Source organism: Rathayibacter sp. AY1D1 (assembly GCF_002932635.1).
Classification (GTDB): Bacteria; Actinomycetota; Actinomycetes; order Actinomycetales; family Microbacteriaceae; genus Rathayibacter.
On the sequence record NZ_PSVY01000017.1, the window covers coordinates 46,379 to 67,990 of the forward strand.

The window sequence follows — 21,612 nt, forward strand, 5'->3', positions numbered from 1 at the left end:
AGAAGTGAGCGGATATCGCCTGTCGAATGAGCCCCTATCGCTTTCCGGCGAGGTGAACAGTTCTCTCAGAGAAGTGCCCCTCGGAGACCCTCCCTGCTATGATCGGGCGACTTCTGCACCAGGGACCGGGGGGTCGTTCTCGGCGGACGATCGATCATCCACACGCCTGTTATCTCGATCATCACCAGTGAAGGCGCGTATGGCTTCGTATCTCTTCGTCTGCTCCGGCGGCGGGCATCTCAAGGAGATGTTCGCGCTCTCGGGGCTCCTCGGAGTCGACCCGGAGGAGCAGCACTGGGCGACCGTCGACAGCGCCCTCAGCCGCACCCTCCTCGCCGACCGGCGCGTGACCCACCTCGCCGATCCGCCGCCCCGCGCCGTGGTGCCGGTGCTCCGCAACGCGATGATCGGCCGCTCCCTGCTGGCCCGCGGGTCCTTCGACGCCGTCTTCAGCACCGGCGCCAGCCCCGCCCTCTCCTTCCTGCCGCTCGCGGCCTCGCGCGGCATCCCCGCGCACTACATCGAGAGCGCCGCCCGCGTGCTCGGCCCGTCGATGACCGGTCGGATCCTCGCCCGGGTCCCCGCCGTCTCGACCTACACCCAGTACCGCTCCTGGGCCGACGACCGCTGGAGCTTCGGCGGCTCGATCTTCGACACCTACCGCGTCGAGGACGTCGTCCCGCAGCCGATCCGCCGCGCCGTGGTCTCGGTCGGCACGCAGGACGGCTACCCGTTCCCCCGCTTCTTCGCCGCGCTCGCGCCGCTGCTCGAGGGCGTGGAGGTGCTCTGGCAGACCGGAGCGAACGACGTCTCCGGGCTCGGGATCGACGGCCGCCACTCCGTGCCGCACGACGAGCTCAACGCCGCGATGAAGGCGGCCGACGTCGTCATCGCGCACGGGGGAGTGGGCACCGCGCTCAGCGCCATCGAGCAGGGCCGGGTGCCGATCCTGGTCCCGCGCCGCGCCTCGTTCGGCGAGCACGTCGACGACCACCAGGTGCAGATCGCCACGCGCCTGGCCGACTCCGGCCTCGCGGTCACCGTCGACATCGAGGGCCTCTCCCGCGAGACGCTCGAACTCGCCGCGGCGAGGCGGGTCGTCTCCGCCGATTCCGCCGTGCCCTTCGTGGTGCACGAGACGGCCGAGAAGTCCTCGGGCCTCTCCCGCCGTCTCTTCCCCTCCTCCCGCTGATCCCCGCCCGAGCGACCAGACGTGATGAGAACGACATCCACGCGTCATCCGCGGCCCGTACACTCTCGAATGGGTTGGGGGGCCGGACGTCACTTCATGTGCGTCGAATTCGGAATGGTCGGCCGACTCGACACTGATGGCGAAAGCTCCGAAGGATTCTCGATATGACTGACACCCCGCGCGGCCTCTCGCGCCGCCTCCTGCTCGCCGCCTCCGCTGTCGGAGCCGCCGCGACCGCCTCCGCGCTGGTGGCGACCCCGGCGCTCGCTGCGCCGAACTACAGCGTGATCCCGAGGCTCCCGGGCGAGGTCTCGCGCCTCGACACCAAGTTCTCGAAGAGCGGCAACAAGCCCTACGAGATCATCGATGTCAAGATCGGCAGCGACTCCACCCGCCTCTTCGTCCCGCACTCGGCGAAGCCGAAATCAGGCTCCTCGGTGCCGGTCGCCTGGTTCTACCACGCCAGCGGCAGCAGCTTCAGGGCCCTCGACAAGGCCTACTTCTACTCGGCCGATCCGCTCGTCGACCTGGGCTTCGTCAGCATCTGCCCGGACTTCGGCGGCCCGAGCAACTACACCAACCCCACGGCGCTCGCCGTGCAGACGGCCGCCACAGCCTGGGTGCAGAGCCTCTGGAACGTCCGCGGGAGCTTCCTCCGCTCGAACTCCGGCGGCGGCGCGATGATGTGCTGGGCCTACGCGAAGAAGATGGTGCCGAACATCTACGGGGCCTACCACGCCAGCAGCGTCTTCGACGTCGAGGACCTCGCGGCGCGCGACGACAGCCAGCCGAACCGCGTCCTCGCGGTGTACGGCGGAGACCGGGCGCTGATGCGCGCGACCAACCCCGCCCGGCTGCCGCAGTCCGCCTGGCAGGGCATGCGTCTGCGCGTCAGCGCCGGCACGGCCGACCAGCTCGCTCCCGCCGAGCTGCACGGCGGACGCCTCCGCCGCCTCGCGCTCCCCGTCGCCAAGGAGGCGACGATCGCCTACCACAACAGCGCCGGCTACGAGGGCGGCCATGTCGTCCCGGACTTCACCAACAAGGACTCGGTCGGGACCTTCCGCCGCTGGCTCCAGGAGGGCCCCGCCTGATCCGCGGCAGGACCGACGCGACCCCTCCTCCCCGGGGGTCGGCGCCAGGGTCGAGCAGTGGAGGAGGAGGGCACGGCATCGCAGGCGTCCCAGCCGCCGAGAGGCGGCTCGCGAGGGCATCGCGATCCTCATCGAGGCCGACGGGACCACTCCCGTGAGTGCCGCACCGCCCGCCCCCTCCTCCACCACTCCGCTCCGACGCCAGAAGGACTCCCTGACGTGATCGACATCCTCCCGCGACGACTCCTCGTCGGCGCGCTCTTCTCGGTCGCCCTGGTGATCGTCCTCGGGATGGGGTACATCTTCTCGACCCGGGAGCCGGGCACCGGCCTCCTGGTGATCGCCGCCGGAGTCGGCGGCATCGTCGGAGCCTACGTGCTGCTGCGGGTCCCCGCGCACTGGCTGCCGGCGATGGCGCTCGCGTTCTTCGCGCTCGTCCCGACGCCGCTGACCCCCTCGACCCTGACGTTCCGCATGACGCTCTGGGCCGTCATCCTCGTGATCTGGGCGATCCGGCGCGGGCTCGCTCCCGAGCTGTGGCGCGCCCCCGTCAAGGCCTGGACCCGCGAGCTCGTGCTCTCCCCGTGGCGGGCCGTGGTGATCCTCGCGTTCATCGCCCTCATGCTCTGGTCGGCCCTGGCGACGGTGCGCAGCTCCTACGCGACCGAGGGCGTCTCGTGGATGTTCAGCTTCGCGATCTGCGTGGGCGTGCCGATGCTCGTCTTCGACGCCCAGCGCGAGGCCGTGCTGCTGCGCAAGACGTGGGTGATCCTCTCGGGGCTGCTCGCCCTCTACGCCGCCCTCGAGCTGGTCGCGCAGAGCTCCCCGATCCTCGGTGCCGTCTACGGCGCCCTCGGCTACGAGCAGGACCAGCACTGGTCGCTCTACCGCGCCGAGATCACCTTCGGCCACCCGCTGCTCGCCGGCACCTTCCTCACGGTGGGCGCCGGTCTCGCGTTCGGCTCCTGGCTCCAGGGCTCCCGCAAGTCGGACCTGCTGCTGGGCATCCTGGCCTCGGGCGGCGTCGTCGCGACCGTCTCGCGCGGACCGATGGCGGCCATCGCCGTCGCGGTCATCGTCGCGCTCGTCGCCGTGGGCTTCCTCAACCCGAACCGCTCGCTGCTCCGGCCCGGCTCGATCCTGATCGCCGGGCTCGTCGCGGGTGTCGGAGTCCTGAACTTCGAGCCCGTCACCGCCCGCAACAACAACCTCGACGCCTCCATCTCGGCCGGCGCCCGCGACCTCGCGGTGACCGTGTCGCTGAAGGCGGCCGAGCTCACGCACTGGCTCGGCTCCGGAGCGGCGACGTCCGGCATCAGCGGCAGGCGGTTCTCGGACGTCGTCATCGAGAACTCTTTCCTGCAGCTGCTGATCAGCGTCGGCATCCCCGGCCTGCTGCTCTTCGTGATCATGGTGGCCGCGATGTTCGGCGCCACGCTCAGCCGTCGCGACGTCGGTCCTGCGGCGGGCCTGCTCGGCTTCATGGTCTGCCTCGCCGGCTACAACGCCATCGACGCGGTCCGCCCCAGCCACCTGCTCCTGGGATTCCTCGTCATCATCTGCCTCAACCCGGTGCACGTCCCCGACTTCTCGAAGGGCATCCGGATGCGCCAGCCCCTCGGGGCGAGGATCTTCGACGCGCCGATGGCCGTCGGGATGCGGGGCGAGCGATGAGCCGCCTCGCCCGCAGGAACGACTCGTCGCCGGCCGCGCTCGTCGTCCAGCAGTCGCTCGCGCCGCCGGACTCGACCACGCAGTACGTCGACTCGATCGTCGACGGCCTGGCGCCCGGCGTCGAGCTGCTGTTCTTCTCCTGGCGCAGCGCCCTGCTCGCCGACTACGACGTGCTGCACGTGCACTGGCCCGAGCTGATGATCCGCGGCCGCAGCCCGCTGCACCGCTTCCTCCGCCGCCGCGCCCTCGACGTGCTGCTGGTGCGCCTCGCGCTCCAGCGCATCCCGCTCGTGCGGACGGTGCACAACCTGCACCCGCACGAGCTCGGTCCCGCCGCCGAGCGCCGCTCGCTGGCCCGGGTCGACCGCGCGACCGACCTGTTCGTCCGCCTGAACCCGACGACCGTCGCTCCCGGCCGGGCGCCCGCCGTCACCGTGCTGCACGGCCACTACCGCGACCAGTTCGCGCAGCACCCGCTGCCCGAGCGCGAGCACGGCCGCGTCCTCTACTTCGGCATCATCCGCCCGTACAAGGGCGTCGTCGAGCTGATGGACGTGTTCCGCGGCGTGGAGGACGACTCCCTCTCCCTGCACGTGGTCGGCAGCCCCAGCACGGGCCAGCGCGAGCTGGTCGAGGAGCGGGCCGCCCGCGACACCCGGGTGCGCACCACGCTCCGCCGGGTCGACGACGCCGAGATGGTCGACGAGATCGGCCGGGCCGAGCTGATCGTCCTTCCCTACCGCGAGATGCACAACTCCGGCTCGATCCTGGTCGCCCTGTCGCTCGGCCGGCCGATCCTGGTGCCTCGCACGCCCACCAACACGGCCCTGGCCGAGGAGGTCGGCAGCGACTGGGTGATCGAGTACGACGGCGAGCTCACCCCCGAGCTGATCACCGCCGCTCTCGAGCGCACGCGCACCCGGCCGCCGGAGGGGCTCCCCGCCCTCTCCGGTCGAGACTGGGACGTGCTCGGACTCCAGCTCAAGAAGGCCTACGAGGGCGCGATCGCCACCAAGAAGGGCTCGACCCGATGACCGGGACCACGCAGAAGCCGTCACCGAGCCTCAGCCGCTCGGCGAGCCGCGGCGCCGCCGTCACCATCGGCGGGCAGGCGATCCGCATCGCCGTCCAGCTGGGCGGCATCGTCGTCCTCGCGCGCCTGCTCTCGCCGGCCGACTACGGCCTGCTCGCGATGGTCACGGCGATCATCGGCATCGGCGAGATCTTCCGCGACTTCGGCCTCTCCTCCGCCGCCATCCAGGCGAAGGAGATCACGCCGGGCCAGAAGAGCAACCTGTTCTGGATGAACTCGGGCATCGGCCTCACCCTCACCCTGGTGGTCATCGCGGCCTCCTGGCCGATCGCCGCCCTCTACGGCGACGACCGGCTCCAGCTGCTGACCGTCGTGCTCTCCTCGACGTTCCTCCTCAACGGGATCTCGACGCAGTTCCGCGCCGACCTCGCCCGTCACCTCCGCTTCGTGAAGATCACCCTGGTCGACATCGTCGCCCAGGTGCTGGGCCTCGTGGTCGGCGTGCTGATGGCGCTCGGCGGCGCCGGCTACTGGGCGCTGGCCGGGAGCCAGATCGTGCAGCCGCTCATCAGCGTGCTGATGCTGGTCTTCATCACGGGCTGGCGTCCCGGCCGCTACCGCCGCGGCGAGGCGATGGGCCACTTCCTCCGCTACGGAGGTGGGGTCTTCGCGACCCAGGCGCTGACCTACGTGAGCAAGAACGTCGACTCCGTCATCATCGGCGCGCGCTTCGGCCCGGTCGACCTCGGCCTCTACAACCGCGCGTTCCAGCTGATGATGCTGCCGCTGCAGCAGTTGAACTCTCCGGTGCAGCGCGTGGCACTGCCCGTGCTGTCCAAGCTGCAGGACGAGCGCGAGCGGTTCCGCACGTTCATCCTCTTCGGCCAGTCGGCGATGCTGACGGCGATGGGCCTCGTGCTCGCCGTCCTCGGCTCCCAGTCCGACTCGGTCATCCGGATCCTGGTGGGGGAGCGCTGGCTCGCCTCGGTCCCGATCTTCCAGATCCTGCTCGTGGCCGGGTTCTTCCAGGCCACGGCGTACTGCTCCAACTGGGTGTTCCTCGCCAAGGGTCTCGTGCGCCAGAGCGTCTGGTACAGCCTGGCGACCCGCCCGCTGATGGTCGTCCTGATCCTGCTCGGCTCCAACTGGGGAGTGACGGGCGTCGCGGTCGCGTACGCCGGCTCGCTCGCCCTCACCTGGCCGACCGCGCTGATCTGGATCGGCCGCACCTCCGATGCCCCCGTCCGCGAGATGTTCACCAACGGCCTCCGCAGCGGCATCACGTTCGGCTCGATCACGGTGGGCGCCTACTTCTCCACCGTCTGGATCGCCGCCGACCAGCCCGTCCTCCGCCTCCTCCTGGGCGGCGCCGCCGTCCTGGTCGGGGTCGGGCTCTGGATGCTGATCCTCCCCGCGTTCCGCCGCCAGATCCTCAGCCTCGCCGACCTGCGCCGCCACTTCCGCCGCAGCCGCCCGGCCGCCGCTCCGGCCCCGGCCACGGTCGACGCCATCAGCCCCACCGGCGACAGCGCGCTGGTCGACGGAGCCGTCACGGCCGGCATCTCCGACTCCGAGCGGCCTCCCGCCGCCGTTCCTCCCACCGAAAGAGATCGATGAAACTCAAGCTCGGCGTCGTCAAGTCCTGGAAGAAGGACTTCGTCACGACGACCCGCCTGCCCGCCCGACGCGACGCGGCGGTGCTCCGCGCCGCCCTCGCGGACCTCCGACCCGAGCCCGAGTCTCACCTCGTGATCGCCGCTCCCGGCAGCGGCAACATCGGCGACCAGGCCATGCTGGAGGCGTTCCTCGAGAACACCACCGGCCCCGTCGTGGTCGTCCAGCGCTACGCCGGCGACGTCGTGATCCCCGAGGAGCAGGCCGACCGGGTCGAGGTCGTCGAGCTCCCGCACCTGGTCTACGGAGTGGGCGACGCGCACGCCGCCGATCTCCGCGCCTACGCCGCGCTGATCCGCCGCGCCCGCTCGGTCTCGGTCGTCGGCGCCGACATGATGGACGGCAAGTACAGCCTCCGCGGCTCGGTCCGCCGCTCCCTGCTCGCGCAGGCCGCCGCCGAGGCAGGGGTGCCCACGCGCGTCCTCGGCTTCTCCTGGAACGCGGCGGCCCGCCTCGCCGCCCGCCGCTCCCTGATCGCCGCCTCCCGCGCCGGCGTCGTCCCGATGCTCCGCGACCCGCTCTCGGCGGAGCGCGCCCGGAGCATCGGCGTGCAGCGCGTCGAGGAGGTCACCGACATCGTCTTCTCGGCGCGCACCCGCGACCGCAGCTTCCGCGAGGATCTGGGACTGCCCGAGGGCGTCCCCTTCGCGCTCGTGAACGCGAGCGCCCTCGTCGCCGGCATGGTCGACCAGGTGCCGGAGTACGAGCGCATCGTCGACCGCCTGCGCGCGGCCGGCGTTCACGTCGTGCTCCTCCCGCACGTCTCCCGCCCCATCGGCGACGACAAGGTGGCCGTCCGCGCGGTCGCCGAGCGCGTGGGAACCGAGGGCGTCACCGTCGTCGACCGTGTGCTCATGCCCGCCGAGATCCGCGGCCTCGCCGAGGACGCCCTGCTGACCGTCACCGGGCGGATGCACCTCGCGATCATGTCGCTCTCGCTCGGCGTCCCCGCGATCACCCTCGCCACCCAGGGCAAGGTCGAGGGCATCATGCGCCTCATCGGCCTGCCGCAGCTGTGCGTCGAGCCGGTCCCCGGCTTCGCCGACCGCGTCCTCCCGGTGATCGACCGCATCCTCGCGGAGCCGGGCGACGGCGGCGTGCGCGCCACCATCGACGCGGCCATGCCCGAGGTGCGCCGCCTCTCGGCGCTCAACACCCGCGGCCTCGGCGCGGAGGTCGTGCGATGAGCGCGGCGCAGGAGAAGGGACCGCGCATGCGGATCATGTTCGTCGTCACGTCGCTGCACGGCGGCGGGGCCGAGTTCGTCGCCCGCACCTGGATGGGCTGGCTCCTCGAGCAGGGCCACTACGTCGACGTGGTCACCACCTCGGTGAAGGGCACGGACGAGTACCTCCCCGAGGGCGCGGTGCTGCACCGCATCGGCGAGGGCAAGGGCCACGTCGGCAAGGCGCGGATGCTCAAGGAGCTGTTCCGCCGCCGCACCCCCGACGTCGCGGTCGCCCTGCAGGGCTACCCGAACATCGTGCTCCTGGCCTCGGCCGAGATGACCGCGAAGGCGGACCGCCCGAAGACCATCGTGAGCGAGCGCAACCTCGTCTCGCTCGGCATCCCGGGCTTCTCGAGGACCCAGAAGGTGCAGCTCGGGCTCGCCAAGACGCTCTACCGCCGCGCCGACCACGTCATCGCGATCTCGCACCCCGTCGCGGGCGAGCTCGTCGCCGGCTTCGGCGTCTCGGGCGAGCGCTGCACCGTCGTGCCGAACCCGGCGACCGCCAAGGTCGACCGCTCCCGCCAGGTCTCGCGCACCCCCGGCACTGCGGCGGGCCTGCAGATCGTGCTGCCCTGCCGCCTCGTCGTCCAGAAGCGCCCCGAGCTCGCGATCCTCGCGGCCGAGGAGCTGGAGCGCCGCGGCATCCCCGCGAAGGTCGTCTCCTTCGGCGGCGGCCCGCTGCTCGGCAGCATGAAGGCGGAGGCGACCGCGCGCGGCGTGGACTTCCAGGACATGGGCTGGGTCGAGGACTGGTTCCACCACTTCGACGAGAACGCCGTCGTGCTGCTCCCGTCGCTGCGCGAGGGCTTCGGCAACGTGCTGGTCGAGGCGGCCGCCGCCGGCGTCCCCTCGGTCGCCGTGTCCGGGGCGCTCGGAGTCGCGGACGCGATCGTCCCCGGCCTGACCGGCGAGCTCGCGCTCACCCCCTCCGCCTCCGACCTCGCCGACGCGCTGATCCGCGCGAGCGAGCTCGAGATCACCGGCATCGACCGCTGGCTCGACCGCTTCTCGCTGGAGTCCAGCGGCCGCGACCTCGAGACGGTGCTCCGCCGGGTCGTGGGGCAGAAGTGACCCTCGTCTCGGTGGTGGTCCCGGCGCACCAGGAGGAGGCGCACCTCGCCTCCGCCCTGGAGCGCCTGCTGCGGCAGACCCACGCCGAGCTCGAGATCCTCGTGGTCGACGACGCCTCGACCGACGGGACCGAGGCGATCGGCCGCGCGTTCGCCGAGGAGCACGAGCGGATCCGCTACCTGCGCCAGGACGAGAACCAGGGCGTCGCCGCCGCTCGCGAGCGCGCCGTCGGCGAGGCCGCCGGCGAATGGGTCTGGCTGGTCGACGCCGACGACGAGTGGCCGGAGACCGCGGTCGAGGCCATGCTCACCGCGGGGGAGGCGGGCCGCGCCGACGTGGTGGTCGCCCAGGCGGTCACGGTCGACGCCACCGGATCCACGCCCGTCGGCTCCCTGCGCGGCCCGCTCGCGCTCTCGGGCCGGGGCGCCTTCACCGCGCTCCTGGTCGGGGAGCTGACCGGGCACCTCTGGAACAAGCTGTTCCGCCGCGAGCTCTTCGACGGCATCGACTTCACTCGGATCCGCCAGCACTCGGACCAGGCGCAGGTCGCGCAGCTGCTCGCCGCGGCCGACGAGGTCGTCGTCGTCCCCGACTCCGTCTACGAGTACCGCCTCCGCTCGGGCTCGATCATCCGCTCGGGCGCGAAGCGCGCCGACTCGCTCGCCGGGCTCGCCGCCGTGATCGAGCGGACGGCCCGCGGGCTCGACCCGCGCCTCCTCGACTCGCAGGACTACTCCTACTACCGCGCGCGCTTCTCCCTGCTCTCCCGCTTCAAGGACGCCACCTCGGGCGCGCACAGCCCCGAGGAGGCGGACCGGCTCTGGCGGGCCGCGCACGACGAGGCGGGACTCCGGCACCTGGTCGCGCTCGTGCGCCGGCGCGACCTCAAGCGCTCCGTCCTCTTCGGGCTCGCCGCCGCGGCGCCCGCGCTCTACCGAGCGGCGATGAGCGCCGGGAACGGACGCCGGTGACCGTCGTCTCCATGGTGAGCGGAGAGGCCGGAGTGCGCTTCCCGGCAATCGAGTCCTCGTCACTATTCCGTCGAATGTGCGGCGCGGACGATACACCCTTAGTCTTGATCCTCGGTCGCATTCTGCGACCGAGCCTGCGTCCTTCTCTGAGCCTTGTTCACCTCGGATGGAATTCACGAGCGGTACGACCGGGCACAAGGGGGAGAGAATGAAGCTGCTGAAGCCTGCGGGCGGGGCCCGACGCGAATGGGTGGATTTCGCCAAGGGTGCCGCCATCCTGATGGTCGTGTACTACCACACGTCGTTGTACCTCGGTGACATCGGGGTCGAGAACACTCTCGGCCGCATCAAGGTCGTGTTCGAGCTGTTCCCGATGCCCCTCTTCTTCCTGGTGTCCGGTCTCTTCGGGTCGCGCATCCGCACCTGGAGCTTCGGCGACCTCTGGCGCCGCAGGCTGTACCCGCTGCTCTGGCTCTACGTGGTGTGGTCCGTGATCCGCATGGCCTTCTACCTGGTCGTGCCGCTCGCGAACGGCGGACTCGGCGAGCTCCCCGCGACCGACCCGCTCAACCTGCTCCTGCTGTTCTTCTGGCCCAGCAGCAGCTACTGGTTCATCTACGGCCTCGTGCTCTTCACGCTCGGCGCGTGGCTCCTGCGCAAGGTCGACCACCGCGTGCAGGTCGCCCTCGCCGCGGTGATGGGGACGATGTTCACCACCGGTCTCCTCAACACGACCAACGTGGGCTGGAACCGCATCGGCGCCCTGTTCGTCTTCTTCCTGGTGGGCACGCTCTACTCGAAGAGGATCATCGACTTCGTCGAGCAGAAGGGGAGCCGCGCGTTCCTCTACGTCACTCCGGTCTTCGTCGTGCTGAGCGCGGTGCTCTTCCTCTTCCCGATCCGCTGGGTGCCGTTCCTCGCCCTCGCCGGCCAGATGGCCGCCGTCGCGATGGGCATCCTCGTGTCGCGGGCCCTCTCCCGAGTGCGATTCCTGAACTTCTTCACGATCTGCGGCGAGCGCAGCCTGCACATCTACCTGCTGCACCTCTACTTCATCGTGATCGCCATCACGATCCTGCGGGTGATACTCCCCGAGGACCGCTCCGAGATCGGCGGCTTCGAGGTGCCGCTGCTGCTGGTCGTGATGGTGCTCGCGGTCGTCCTCTCGCTCTTCGTGACCCGCTACCTCTCGAAGGTCAAGTGGATCTACGTCCCCCCGGCCGCCCTCGGCGGCCCCGGCAAGCGGCGCAAGCCCGTGCCTGTCCCTGCGCGCGGCCCCGGAGTCGTCTCCGATCCCGTCGCGGTCCCGGCCGATGAGCCCGGCACCTCCCCCAGTTACGAGAAGAAGAGAGCGGAGTCCCACGAGTGAAGACGACACGAGCACGCAGAGCCGGAGTCCTGGCGGCCGTCGTGGCCGTCGCCCTCGGGCTGGCCGGCTGCTCCTCGCAGCCCGAGCCCGTCCGCACGCCCGACGGCTTCACGACGGAGAAGGCGATCGAGTACCGCTCGGTCGACGGCGTCTCGCTGAAGGCCGACGCCTGCCTCCCCACCGCGGGCGGCACCGACCGCCCCGCGCTGCTGATGCTGCACGGCGGAGGGTTCGTCGACGGCGCCCGCGACGAGGGCGGGATGACCGAGCTCTGCGAGTACTACGCCGAGCGCGGCTTCGTCTCGGTCTCCGTCGACTACCGCCTCCTCCAGGACAGCCGGTACCCCGGCCAGATCGAGGACGCGCAGGCCGCCGTGGAGTGGCTGCGCGAGCCCGCGCAGGTCACGCGCTTCGGCCTCGACCCCGCCCGTATCGGCGTGATGGGCAGCTCCGCCGGAGCGATCATCGGAGCGACCATGGGCACGCTCGGCGAGGGCTCCCTCACCGAGGGCTCACGGGTCAAGACGGTCGTCGCCTTCTCGGCGGTCGCCGACATGACCGAGACCGGGATGTCGCTGGGCACGCCGGTGCCCGAGGCGAAGGAGCAGATCCTCTCCTACCTGGACTGCGACGAGATCGACTCGACGACCTGCCCGCAGAGCATCCCCGCGTCGCCGATCACCTCGGTCGACTCCACGGACGCCCCGCAGATCTGGCTGACCTCCGAGGACGAGCTCGTCCCGGTCGAGCAGGCCGACGCGATGCAGGTCGCCCTGCAGGACGCCGGAGTGGCGTCCGAGGTCGGCGTGGACGGCTCCGGCCACCACGGGCTCCAGAACAACACCCCGAACAACAAGAAGGCGATCCTCGCCTTCCTGCAGGCCCACCTCTGATCCACCGCTCCCGCGCGAAACCTCGCGGCCGGGTCCGCGCAACGCGGACGACACATCACGACGCTACAGTCAGACCCCCTGCACTCCGGTGCAGTCGACGAAAGGGACACCACACACCATGACCTTGAACGGACTGTTCGCCGGCATCGGCCGGAGGTGGGTCTACATCGTCGCCTTCGCTCTGCTCGGCGCCGTGGCGGCCCTGGTACTCAACGCCGTCCTCCTCCCGCAGTACAAGGCGGACGCACGCGTGTACGTCGCGGTCTCCTCGTCCGGAGTCCTCTCGACCGCGGACCGGGTCGCGGCCAACAGCGCCGCCTCCCAGGCCACGGTCACCTCCGTCGCCCTCGGCACCTCGGACACCGTCCTGCAGGGCGTCATCGACGGCCTCGGCATCGACGAGCCCATCGAGGACTTCGCCAAGCGCGTGACCGTCCTCGCCGAGCCGGAGTCCGTGGTCATCACGATCTCGGCCACCGACCCCTCGCCCGAGCAGGCCGCGGTCATCGCCAACGCGGTCGCCGCCCAGCTCGACGCGGCCGTGAAGGGGGCCGACCCGACGACCACCACGAACGGCGTCGCCGTCCCGCAGATCCAGCTCCAGGTGCTCAGCCAGGCGCTCCCGCCGGAGCTGCCGGTCACCGGTGGCATCCTCGTCCTGCTCGCGCTCGGCATCCTCGGCGGCGCCGTGGTCGGCGTGGGAGTGGCGATCGTGATGACCGCCCTCGACCGCCGCCTCCGCAGCGGCGACGACGTCCGCTCCGCGATCGACCGGCCGCTGCTGGGCATCGTCCCGGTCAAGGCCACCAAGCTCGACGAGATGCTGAACTCGACCGAGATCCCGGCCCGCTACTCGGCCGTGGCGTTCGAGCTCTCCGCCATCGCGCGCACCCGCTCGTACTCCTCCTTCGCGATCGCCCCGGCGTCCGAGAAGACCCCGCACACCGCCAGCGCGGTGCTGCTCGCCAAGGCGCTGGCCGTGCTCGGCTCGTCCGTCGTGATCGTGGACGGCACCGCCGAGGGCTCGGCTCTCGCTTCCGCCTCGGGCGGACGCCCGGGCCTGCGCGAGGTGCTCGCCGGAGCCGCCTCGCTCGACGACGCGATCATCAAGCGCTCGACCGACCGCGTCGACCTGCTCCCCGCGGGCGGCGCCCAGGCCGGCACGCCGATGCCGACCGACGCCCTCCGCGCGCTGGTCGAGGAGCTCGAGAAGGTCTACGACATCGTCCTGATCGTCACCGGCACCCTCGGCGCGACCGAGCAGTCGCCGACCTTCCGCGGCGTGGCCGACGGCGCCGTCCTCGTCCTGATCGAGGGCAGGGTCGACTCGCCCCAGGCCGCCGCCGACGTGCACTGGATCGAGACCGCCGGCACCCCCGTGGTCGGCGCGGTCGTCCTGGCCCGCCACAAGCTGCAGAAGGCCCCCGCGATCGTCTGATCGCGTCCTCGCGCGCTGCGGAAGAGCGCACCCCGGCCCCGGCCGCGGTGCGCTCTTCTGCGTCCGGGGACTGCGCCGCTTGTCCGGGGCAGGCCCGTGCGGGCTCTGCGAGGCCTGGCCAGCGCGTCCGCCCTCCCAGCCTCTCCAACGCCCGCCGTGGCCGGACCGGACCCTTCTCCGTCCCCCCGCGAGCCCGCTCACCCCGCGAGTCCGCACGAGTCGCGGTAGTCGCGCGCGAGCACGCCGACTTCCGCGGACTCGAGAGGAGGCGGCGTCCCCGTCCTAGGCCAGCGGGCTCTCCGGGGCGGGCCCGTGCGGGCTCTCCAGGGCATGGCCGGCCCCTCCGGACCTCCTCCGGCCTCTCCAGCGCCCGCCGTGGCCGGACCAGGTGCCTCACCGGCTCCCGGGAGCCCGCTGACACCGCGAGGCCGCAGAAGTCGCGGTACCCGCGCGCGACTCCGCCCACTTCTGCGTGCTGGAGAGGCGCGGGCGCGTCAGCCGGGCTCTGATCGCGTCACCGTCCGACCGGCCCACTCCTGCGGCCCCGGAGACGCCGAGCGCCCGCCCGCGCCCTCGCGAGTCCGCGGTGGTCGCGGTCGTCGCGCGCGACTCCGCCGGCTCCCGCGTGGTCGGCGGGAGGCGGGCACACGCAGAACCGCCGCCGTCGAGGGGACGACGGCGGCGGTTCTGCGCGCGGGGAGCGGATCAGGTCACGGCGTGCAGGCCACGTTCCCGATCAGGTCCTTCCCGGAGTTGGAGCAGCTCAGCGTGTTTCCGCTGGTGGACCAGTTGGACGGCTGGTGGAGGTAGACCACCGCGTTGCTGGTCTTCAGCGCGAGGTTGCCGCTGATGGTGTTGTCGTTGCCCGAGCCGTCGGCGCGGGTGATCACCTGGTAGCCGTAGGTGGTGGTGCCCGCGGCGGAGTTGCCCGCGGCCAGCCAGCTGTTGCCCGAGACCAGGATCAGCGAGACGACGTCCGAGGCGAGCCGCGATCCGCCGAGGACCGTGTTCCCGATGATGTCGCCGTCGAGGGTGCCCTCCTTGGCCTCGATCGGCTCGGCGCCGGTGTCGCTGATCGCGTTGTCGACGACCGCGATGCGGGCCGTGCGGTCAGGGTTGCAGCTGTTGTACTCGCACCAGTTGCGGTCGGAGGTGCCGACGTAGACGCCCTCGCCGTACTTGGCGGAGACGAGGCCGGTGCGGCGGATGGTGCTGCCGACGATCAGGGAGTCGGTGGTCTGGCTGCGGAAGTGGACCGCCTCGTAGCCGATCTCGCTCACCGTCAGGCCGGCCATCTGGACGCCCTTGCTGGCGAGCACCTGGATGCCCTGGAAGGAGCTGCGGACCGAGAAGCCCACGAGGTGCACGTCGCTCACCGTGTTCAGGATGAGCGCGGTGCCGCTCGAGGTGGATCCGGAGGTGAGGACCGCGTTGGGCGAGCCGCAGATCCAGATCGAGCCGGGCTGGGCGGCGGTGCCGCGGAGGGCGAACTTGCCGGTGTAGACGCCGTCGGCCAGGCGGATGACGTCGCCGGAGGAGGGGTTGGTCAGGGCCGTGACGAGCTGCGCCGAGGTCGACACCGTCTTGGTGGCGGCGGGGCAGTCGAAGGCCGCGAGCAGCGAGGCGCGGGAGGCGAGGATGTCGGCCGAGGTGGTGGCCGACTCCTTCAGCCGCGAGTCGCGGCCGGCGTCGTCGGTCGCCGTGACGGTGTACGTGTAGGCGCGTCCCGCCTCGGCGGTCTCGTCGCGGTACTGGCGCACCGGGTCGGCGACGGTGCCGACGACCGTGTCGCCGGAGCCGTCCTCGTTCGAGCGGTGCACGTCGTACGAGACGACCCGCGAGCTGAAGGGCGCGTCCCAGGCGACGGTGTAGCCGTCGGTCAGGGGGGAGAGCTCCACGGCGTCGGTCGCGAGGCCGTCCTCGGCGAGGACGAACGCGTCGATGATCAGGTTCTTGTCGGTCGACTTGGAGTTCTTCGTCCCCGTGTAGGAGATGGTCACGGTGTGCGTGCCCTCGGCGAGGTCGGTCGTCTCGTAGACCGGCACCTGGTACTGCGCGGTCGAGCTGTAGCGGTCGACCTTGGTGACGGGTCCGCCGTCGACCGAGACCGCGGCGATGCCGGAGGAGGAGGTCTTCCGGCTGATCCAGCGCCACGACGTGCCGACGAAGGTGAACTTCACCGATCCGGCGGAGGTCAGGTACTTCATCCCGCCGCCGCTGTCGCCGCCCGCCATCGATCTCCACGAGCCGGTGTACTGCAGCGCGGGGTCGGTCTCCTGCACGAGGAGGCTGGTCGCTCCGGAAGGATCGAGCACGGGGCCGTCGTCCTCGCCGCCGCCGGTCTCGTCGGTCGGCTCCTCGGTGGCGGGAGTCGCGCGGGTGATGTCGAACGCGTCGATGACCAGGTTCTTGTCGCTCGCGGAGCTGTTGGCCGTGCCGCTCCAGGCGATCTTGACCGTGTGGACGGTGTCGGCGAGGTCCTTCTTCGTGAACACCGGGACCTGGTACGCCGTGGTCTTCGTGTACCGGTCGACCGAGGTGCTCGCGCCGTCGACCGTGACGGTGGCGATGCCGGCGGAGGCGGTGGTGCGGCTGACCCAGCTGAAGCCGGTGCCGCGGAAGCTGAACGAGACGGAGCCGGTGCTGTTGAGGAACTTGATCCCGCCGCCGCTGTCGCCGCCCGTCATCGTGCGCCACGAGCCGCTGTAGGTCAGCGAGGAGTTCGTCTCCTGGATCCGCGTGCTCTGCCCGGCGCCCGGGTCGAGAGTGGCCGCGGAGGCGGCGGGCGCCGTGAGGGGGGCGACCAGGATGCCGAGAGCGGCGATCAGAGCGGTGGTGAGGGAGAGGCGTGCGCGTCGTCGGCGAGGGCGGGTCGGGTCTGGCGTCGTCTGAGGATTCACGATCGGCTCCGGGTCTTCGAGGGGGCGTCGGGGGCGGTTCGAGGGGGCTGCTCAAGGGGGTGGTGCTGGTCCTCCCGACGCTATAGACGGGCCTTGCGACTGATGGCTGGATGAGACGGATTCAGGTTGTAGTACCCCATTCGGGCGTGGTGGTCGGGCTTATATCAGCGATTCCGCTGAAGGACTGGCGGACCGCCGCGCATGCGTGTATCAGGAACGGTCACACGCGCTGTCGACGACGGATCGGAGGGCGGATGTCGGATCGGGAGGGGACTCCGGGAATGCCCGTCCGCGGAATGGACGAGGGGGAGTGCTGCTCGGTCGAGGAACGGCGACCCTACCCGGCGACTCTGGACACGGCCCCGGGCCGGGCCGCTGGGCGGGAGAATTGACCGGGCGTTCACCGGGCCGACCCCTCGCCGAAACACTGCGATGATGGGCTCTCCACTGGTGATCGCCGTCGCACCCGCGTCGCGGATCACCCGCCGCGGGCGAGCGGCGGTCCCGACGAGAGGGAGGACGCGATGGACACGGCCACGACCGCGACCGGCGACCGCCCGTCCACCCCGCCGTCCCGGGAGCGCCCGAGATGCCCCCGGGTCCGCGCTCGCACCGTGATCGGACGGCTCCTGCTCGTCCCCCTCGTGGTGCTCGCCCTCTTCGGCGCCGGGATCCCGCTCTACGTCACGCCCCCGATCGACCCGATCCCTGAGCAGGCGGACGCGGTCTTCGTGCTGGGCCCCTCCACGAGGGCACGAGTCGAGTTCGCCCGCCGGATCATCACCTCCGGGGCGACGGACACGATGGTGCTCTCGGTCGGCCCCGGCGAGATGAACGCTCCCTACGAGGCCAAGAAGTACAAGAAGTGCAACGAGCCCGGCGGCGACGTCCTCTGCTACTCCGCCGACCCGCTCACGACCCAGGGAGAGGCCCGGCAGCTGCGCGACATGGCCGAGCAGTACGGCTGGGACCACGTCATCGTGATCACCAACGCCTCCCACCTCGTGCGCGCCGAGATGATCATCGAGCGCTGCTACTCCGGCGAGCTCTCGATGGTGCCCTCGGGCGAGCCGATGGGCCTGGACTACCTGGTGAACCAGTACGTCTACCAGACCGGCGCGTTCCTCAAGGCCTTCCTGGTCACCAACGGCTGTTGACGCGAGCACTCCTCCTCGAGCCGCCGAGCCCGCCTGCGCTAGTCTGCCCGGGGCGCCATCGGCCCCGAGCCCGCTCCTGCGGAGCCCGGCCGGCCCGGCCCACGACGGCAGCGCGGCAGGAGGATCGACCGGGGAGACCCGCGACGCTCCCCGCTCCGCACCGGTCACCCCCACGCGAACCCCTCCGAAAGGCCCGCCCGTGACACCTGCCCGATCGATCTTCGCCGTCGGCCGCGGCCAGTACGAGAACATCGGCGACATCATCCTGCGTCGCCAGCTCCTCGACTGGCTCCGCGAGTCGGGTCCGCTCCACGTCTACGTGGGCCACTCGCCGTGGGGCTACGACGACGGCCTGCGCCTGGGCCCGGACGACACGGTGTACCGCTCGCTCCTGCGCTGGTACGCGGCGCTCGCCCGCGAGGCCCTCGCCGGCCGGGCGAACTCGGTGTTCAAGCCGGGGGAGATCCAGCTGACCCTGATCGGGATGAAGGAGCACCTCGTGATGCTCCCGGGCATCGCCCTCGTGCGCCTCGGCGGCGGCCGCGTGATCCGCGCCGGCGTGGGCACCCGCAACTTCGCCCCGCTGCCCCGCGCGATCATGTGGCCCTCGATGGCGCTCTCGAGCTACACCCGCTGGCGCGACGACAAGACGGCCGGCTACATGCGCGTCGGCGCCGCCATGCCCGACCTCGGCTACGGCGAGGGCTCGAGCGACGCGGAGCTGACCGCGTTCGCCGCGCAGCCCGACGAGGAGCGGCGCGTTCTGGTCCTCTCCCTCCGCGAGGACCACGAGGTGGACGCCCGCCCCTACCCCGAGCAGGAGTGGCTGGCCGCGATCAAGGGCTTCGCCGAGCGCGAGGACCTCGACATCGTCGTCGTCACGCAGGTCGCCGTCGACGCCGAGCGCTCCCGCCGTCTCGCCGCCGACCTCGACGCGGACATCCTCGACTGGGATCCGGCGCACACCCACGACGAGCACGAGATCCTGCTGCGCGAGCTCTACCGCACGGCCCGCGTCGCGATGAGCGACCGGCTGCACGTGATCATCATGGCGTTCACCGAGGGCGCGGCCCCGGTGAGCCTGCAGATGGACGGATCGACGAAGGCCTCGCGCCACTTCGAGACCATCGGGATCCACGACGTCACGGTCGACATGTCCCGGACGACCCCGGCCGCCGGCGTCGAGACCTTCTCCGCCGTCGTCGCCCGCCGGAGCGAGCTGCTCGAGAAGCTGCTCGTCGCCCGCGGGCGCCTCCGCGGCGTCCGCGACGACATCCAGGCGCTGCTCGCCGTGCCGCCCCGCAGCCGCCCGGCCGCCGCGGCAGCCCCTGCCGGCCCGAAGACGCGGGTGTACCACGTCGGCCGCAGCGGAGAGGTCCCCGGAGGCATGACGCAGGTCGTCAACGGGTACCTGCGCTGGCCGTTCGAGCGCTCGGACGTCCGGGTGATCTCCTCCCGCACCGCTCCGGGCGAGCACGTCGCCGCGGCCCGCCTGGCCGCCGGCGCCGCCGCCCGCATCGTCGCGATCGCGCGCCGCGAGCCCGGCGCCGTGATCGTCGTCCACCTCTCGGAGCGCGGCTCGTTCCTCCGCGAGGGGTCCCTCCTCCGCCTCGCGCACCGCCTGGGCCTGCGCACGGTCGCCCACCTGCACGGCAGCGAGTTCGCCGCCTTCACCGCCGCGCACCCGCGCCTGGTGAAGGACGTGCTGCGCAGCGCGGACGAGATCATCTCGCTCTCGGAGGAGACCTCGGCGATCTGCCGCCGCTACGTCCCCGCCGACCGCGTGCACCTCGTGCCCAACGCGCTCGAGCAGGGCACCCCGCGCGAGAAGACCCGCACCGTCGTCTTCGGCGGCGTCGTCAGCCACCGCAAGGGCGTCGACGTGCTGCAGAAGGCGTGGGCGCAGGTCGAGGGCAAGGAGGGCTGGCGCCTGCTGGTCGCCGGTCCGATCCGCGAGCCGGAGGTCGTCGACCGCGGCGTCCCGGGGATCGAGTTCCTCGGCTCGCTCGAGAACGCCCGCCTGCTCGCCCTGCTCGACGAGGCGTCCATCGCCGTCCTGCCCTCGCGCGACGAGGCGATGCCGATCTTCATCCTCGAGGCGCTCGCCCGCGACGCGGCCGTCGTCTCGACCGCGGTCGGCGGCATCCCCGAGGTCCTCGGCGACGGCTGCGGCCGCGTGGTCGCGCCCGGAGACGTGGAGGGCCTCGCCGCCGCGCTGACCGAGCTCATCACCGACGAGGACGCCCGGGCCGAGGTCGTCGAGAAGGCCGGGGCGCGCTTCCGTGAGCGCTTCTCCGCCGACGCCGTGTTCCCGCGGGTGGAGGAGGTCTGGCTCGGCTGAGCCGCCTGCGACTTCGCCCCGGATCGCGCCCCCGGCCCCGCTCCGGGCCTGGGCGGAGCCGCGGGAGCGTAAAATCGCTGGAGTCCGCGTCGCCGTGCCGTCGCGCGCCCAGCCGTCCGCTCCCGGACGCCTTCTCCCTCCATCCCAGAGAGGCTCGACCGTGGCCATCGCCGCCGACTCCGACCGCCGCCTGTGGACCCTGCCCCTCGCGCGCGCCGTGATCGCGGCGGTCGCCGGCTGCGTCGTCACCTTCTCGCCCGACCACGGGCCCGCCTTCGGCCTCGCCGTCTTCGGCGGCTTCGCGATCGCGACCGGCGCCGTCTCGCTCGCCCTCGGGCTCCGCAGCTGGAGCGGCCGGGCCCGCCCGCTCGCCCTCGGCTCCGCGGTGCTCACCCTGGTCGCCGGAGTCGCGGCGCTCGTCGCGCTCCCGGTCGCCAACCTGCTCTCCTTCGTCGCCCTCGTCGCCGGCTGGGCGCTGCTCTCCGGCTTCCTCGAGTTCTCGAGCGGCCGCCGCGGTCAGGGCCTCGCCGCCCGCGACTCCGTGATCGTCGGCGTCGGCACGATGCTGCTCGGCGCCGCCTTCGGACTCCTCCCGCCCCACCCCGTCGTCACCGTCGGCCTCCTCGGCGCCTACGCCGTGATGGTCGCCGTCTTCCTCGCCATCGCGGCGTTCTCGCTCAAATGGGCCGCCGGCGCCGACGCAGCCACCGGACACGATCCCGTCGCCCCCACGACACCGACCTCCGGAGGAGACCGATGACCGCCGAAGGCCAGCAGCCCGACCCCGCCTCTCCCGCCGACCGCGCCTCGGCGGCCGACTCCGCCCCGGCGCGCGACCCCGGCGAGTTCACGCCCCGCACGTTCCAGCCGACCCGCAAGGACCGCCTGCGCCCGCTCGAGCTCATCGGCTTCTCCGCGGTGATGGCGGCCTTCGTCGGCCTGGTCGTCATGCTCTCGACCCGCGAGCCGGTCGTCGCGCTCATCTCGTTCGGCGTCGCCTTCATCGTCGTGCTCGTCGCGATCGCCATGTTCTCGCTGACCTTCAAGCCCGACGAGGCCGAGATCGCGGACATCGACGAGCAGGACTCCGCACACTAGGCGAGGGACGGCTCCGCCGCTCCCAGTCGACCGGGAGAACGCCGCGCGGGCGGATAGTCCCTTCCGCCGCGCATGCTGATGGAGCAGCCCGGAGGGCGTCTCGAGATCCCGCCTGCGCACGCAGGCGCCGCTTCCGCGTCGGTGGTCGCGCGTAGCGTGCGGAGGGTGGCGGAGGCGATCGGGCGGTGGTGGCAGAGGCGGCGGTTCTCGCGCGGCGCCGACGTCCCCTACGCGGTCGGCACCTACCGGGAGGCCTGGGCGTCCTACCCCGTCCTGGTGCGGCAGTACCGGCCCGAGTACAACGAGGGCATCGTGCTCAGCCAGATCCCGCCCGCGGCCGACGTGTACCTGTGCTGGCTCTGCGACGCCGGGCATGTCTTCGTCGCCACCCCCGAGGAGCAGCGCCACCGTCCCGGCCGGGAGCGGCGCCGCTCCCGGCCGGGACGGTGGCGCTGCTCCTCGGGGGTGGCGACGAA

General features: G+C 71.8%; 16 protein-coding genes and 1 pseudogene. 16 read left to right on the forward strand and 1 reads right to left on the reverse strand.

Annotated features, from left to right (window positions below; genetic code table 11):
- Nucleotides 1–199 precede the first annotated feature (199 nt).
- From C5C56_RS11575 to C5C56_RS11625, 11 genes are all read left to right on the forward strand, one after another.
- Entirely contained in the window at nt 200–1,192 is a 993-nt protein-coding gene (locus C5C56_RS11575; protein ID WP_104260670.1) for a glycosyltransferase, read from the forward strand.
- Nucleotides 1,193–1,356: 164 nt separating this feature from the next.
- Nucleotides 1,357–2,286: a S9 family peptidase gene (locus tag C5C56_RS11580; RefSeq protein ID WP_104226614.1), complete on the forward strand. Its 930-nt coding sequence runs from the start codon at nt 1,357–1,359 to the stop codon at nt 2,284–2,286.
- A 219-nt stretch (nt 2,287–2,505) separates the two neighbouring features.
- On the forward strand, nt 2,506–3,960 hold the full coding sequence (locus C5C56_RS11585) for an O-antigen ligase (protein WP_104319636.1): 1,455 nt from the start codon (nt 2,506–2,508) through the stop codon (nt 3,958–3,960).
- Nucleotides 3,957–4,994: a glycosyltransferase gene (locus C5C56_RS11590; protein ID WP_104226616.1), complete on the forward strand. Its 1,038-nt coding sequence runs from the start codon at nt 3,957–3,959 to the stop codon at nt 4,992–4,994. Before C5C56_RS11585 ends, C5C56_RS11590 begins: the two co-directional genes overlap by 4 nt.
- Nucleotides 4,991–6,610 (forward strand): lipopolysaccharide biosynthesis protein, encoded by a 1,620-nt coding sequence (locus tag C5C56_RS11595; RefSeq protein ID WP_104319637.1) that lies wholly within the window; start codon nt 4,991–4,993, stop codon nt 6,608–6,610. Before C5C56_RS11590 ends, C5C56_RS11595 begins: the two co-directional genes overlap by 4 nt.
- Complete coding sequence (locus tag C5C56_RS11600) at nt 6,607–7,854, forward strand: polysaccharide pyruvyl transferase family protein (protein WP_104288120.1); 1,248 nt, start codon at nt 6,607–6,609, stop codon at nt 7,852–7,854. The genes C5C56_RS11595 and C5C56_RS11600 overlap by 4 nt, the downstream gene beginning before the upstream one ends.
- Complete coding sequence (locus tag C5C56_RS11605) at nt 7,851–8,969, forward strand: glycosyltransferase (protein WP_104263235.1); 1,119 nt, start codon at nt 7,851–7,853, stop codon at nt 8,967–8,969. The genes C5C56_RS11600 and C5C56_RS11605 overlap by 4 nt, the downstream gene beginning before the upstream one ends.
- Complete coding sequence (locus C5C56_RS11610) at nt 8,966–9,940, forward strand: glycosyltransferase family 2 protein (protein WP_104263236.1); 975 nt, start codon at nt 8,966–8,968, stop codon at nt 9,938–9,940. The genes C5C56_RS11605 and C5C56_RS11610 overlap by 4 nt, the downstream gene beginning before the upstream one ends.
- Nucleotides 9,941–10,148: 208 nt before the next feature.
- Complete coding sequence (locus C5C56_RS11615) at nt 10,149–11,309, forward strand: acyltransferase family protein (RefSeq protein ID WP_181027202.1); 1,161 nt, start codon at nt 10,149–10,151, stop codon at nt 11,307–11,309.
- Complete coding sequence (locus C5C56_RS11620) at nt 11,306–12,202, forward strand: alpha/beta hydrolase (RefSeq protein WP_104247646.1); 897 nt, start codon at nt 11,306–11,308, stop codon at nt 12,200–12,202. Before C5C56_RS11615 ends, C5C56_RS11620 begins: the two co-directional genes overlap by 4 nt.
- A 118-nt stretch (nt 12,203–12,320) precedes the next feature.
- On the forward strand, nt 12,321–13,640 hold the full coding sequence (locus C5C56_RS11625) for a Wzz/FepE/Etk N-terminal domain-containing protein (RefSeq protein ID WP_104319638.1): 1,320 nt from the start codon (nt 12,321–12,323) through the stop codon (nt 13,638–13,640).
- A gap of 710 nt (nt 13,641–14,350) precedes the next feature.
- Here C5C56_RS11625 and C5C56_RS11630 read toward each other — a convergent pair.
- A complete protein-coding gene (locus C5C56_RS11630; RefSeq protein ID WP_104226624.1) occupies nt 14,351–16,540 on the reverse strand; it encodes a hypothetical protein in 2,190 nt (729 codons plus the stop codon).
- A gap of 524 nt (nt 16,541–17,064) precedes the next feature.
- Here C5C56_RS11630 and C5C56_RS11635 point away from each other — a divergent pair.
- The 5 genes and pseudogenes from C5C56_RS11635 to C5C56_RS11655 form a co-directional block, all read left to right on the forward strand.
- A complete protein-coding gene (locus C5C56_RS11635) occupies nt 17,065–17,697 on the forward strand; it encodes a YdcF family protein (RefSeq protein WP_104247644.1) in 633 nt (210 codons plus the stop codon).
- A 199-nt stretch (nt 17,698–17,896) separates the two neighbouring features.
- A complete protein-coding gene (locus C5C56_RS11640; RefSeq protein WP_104319639.1) occupies nt 17,897–20,038 on the forward strand; it encodes a glycosyltransferase family 4 protein in 2,142 nt (713 codons plus the stop codon).
- Nucleotides 20,039–20,198: 160 nt separating this feature from the next.
- On the forward strand, nt 20,199–20,798 hold the full coding sequence (locus C5C56_RS11645) for a DUF308 domain-containing protein (RefSeq protein WP_104225185.1): 600 nt from the start codon (nt 20,199–20,201) through the stop codon (nt 20,796–20,798).
- Nucleotides 20,795–21,136 carry a hypothetical protein gene (locus tag C5C56_RS18325; RefSeq protein ID WP_258059918.1) on the forward strand — a complete coding sequence of 114 codons (342 nt, stop codon included), beginning with the start codon at nt 20,795–20,797 and terminating at the stop codon, nt 21,134–21,136. Before C5C56_RS11645 ends, C5C56_RS18325 begins: the two co-directional genes overlap by 4 nt.
- Nucleotides 21,137–21,301: 165 nt before the next feature.
- Nucleotides 21,302–21,612, forward strand: a pseudogene (locus C5C56_RS11655) (hypothetical protein); the annotation flags it as partial.

Coding starts and splice junctions, on each gene's coding strand:
- C5C56_RS11575 (WP_104260670.1), top strand. CDS start 200: ATGGCTTCGTATCTCTTCGTCTGCTCCGGCGGCGGGCATCTCAAGGAG.
- C5C56_RS11580 (WP_104226614.1), top strand. CDS start 1,357: ATGACTGACACCCCGCGCGGCCTCTCGCGCCGCCTCCTGCTCGCCGCC.
- C5C56_RS11590 (WP_104226616.1), top strand. CDS start 3,957: ATGAGCCGCCTCGCCCGCAGGAACGACTCGTCGCCGGCCGCGCTCGTC.
- C5C56_RS11595 (WP_104319637.1), top strand. CDS start 4,991: ATGACCGGGACCACGCAGAAGCCGTCACCGAGCCTCAGCCGCTCGGCG.
- C5C56_RS11600 (WP_104288120.1), top strand. CDS start 6,607: ATGAAACTCAAGCTCGGCGTCGTCAAGTCCTGGAAGAAGGACTTCGTC.
- C5C56_RS11605 (WP_104263235.1), top strand. CDS start 7,851: ATGAGCGCGGCGCAGGAGAAGGGACCGCGCATGCGGATCATGTTCGTC.
- C5C56_RS11615 (WP_181027202.1), top strand. CDS start 10,149: ATGAAGCTGCTGAAGCCTGCGGGCGGGGCCCGACGCGAATGGGTGGAT.
- C5C56_RS11625 (WP_104319638.1), top strand. CDS start 12,321: ATGACCTTGAACGGACTGTTCGCCGGCATCGGCCGGAGGTGGGTCTAC.
- C5C56_RS11635 (WP_104247644.1), top strand. CDS start 17,065: ATGGACACGGCCACGACCGCGACCGGCGACCGCCCGTCCACCCCGCCG.
- C5C56_RS18325 (WP_258059918.1), top strand. CDS start 20,795: ATGACCGCCGAAGGCCAGCAGCCCGACCCCGCCTCTCCCGCCGACCGC.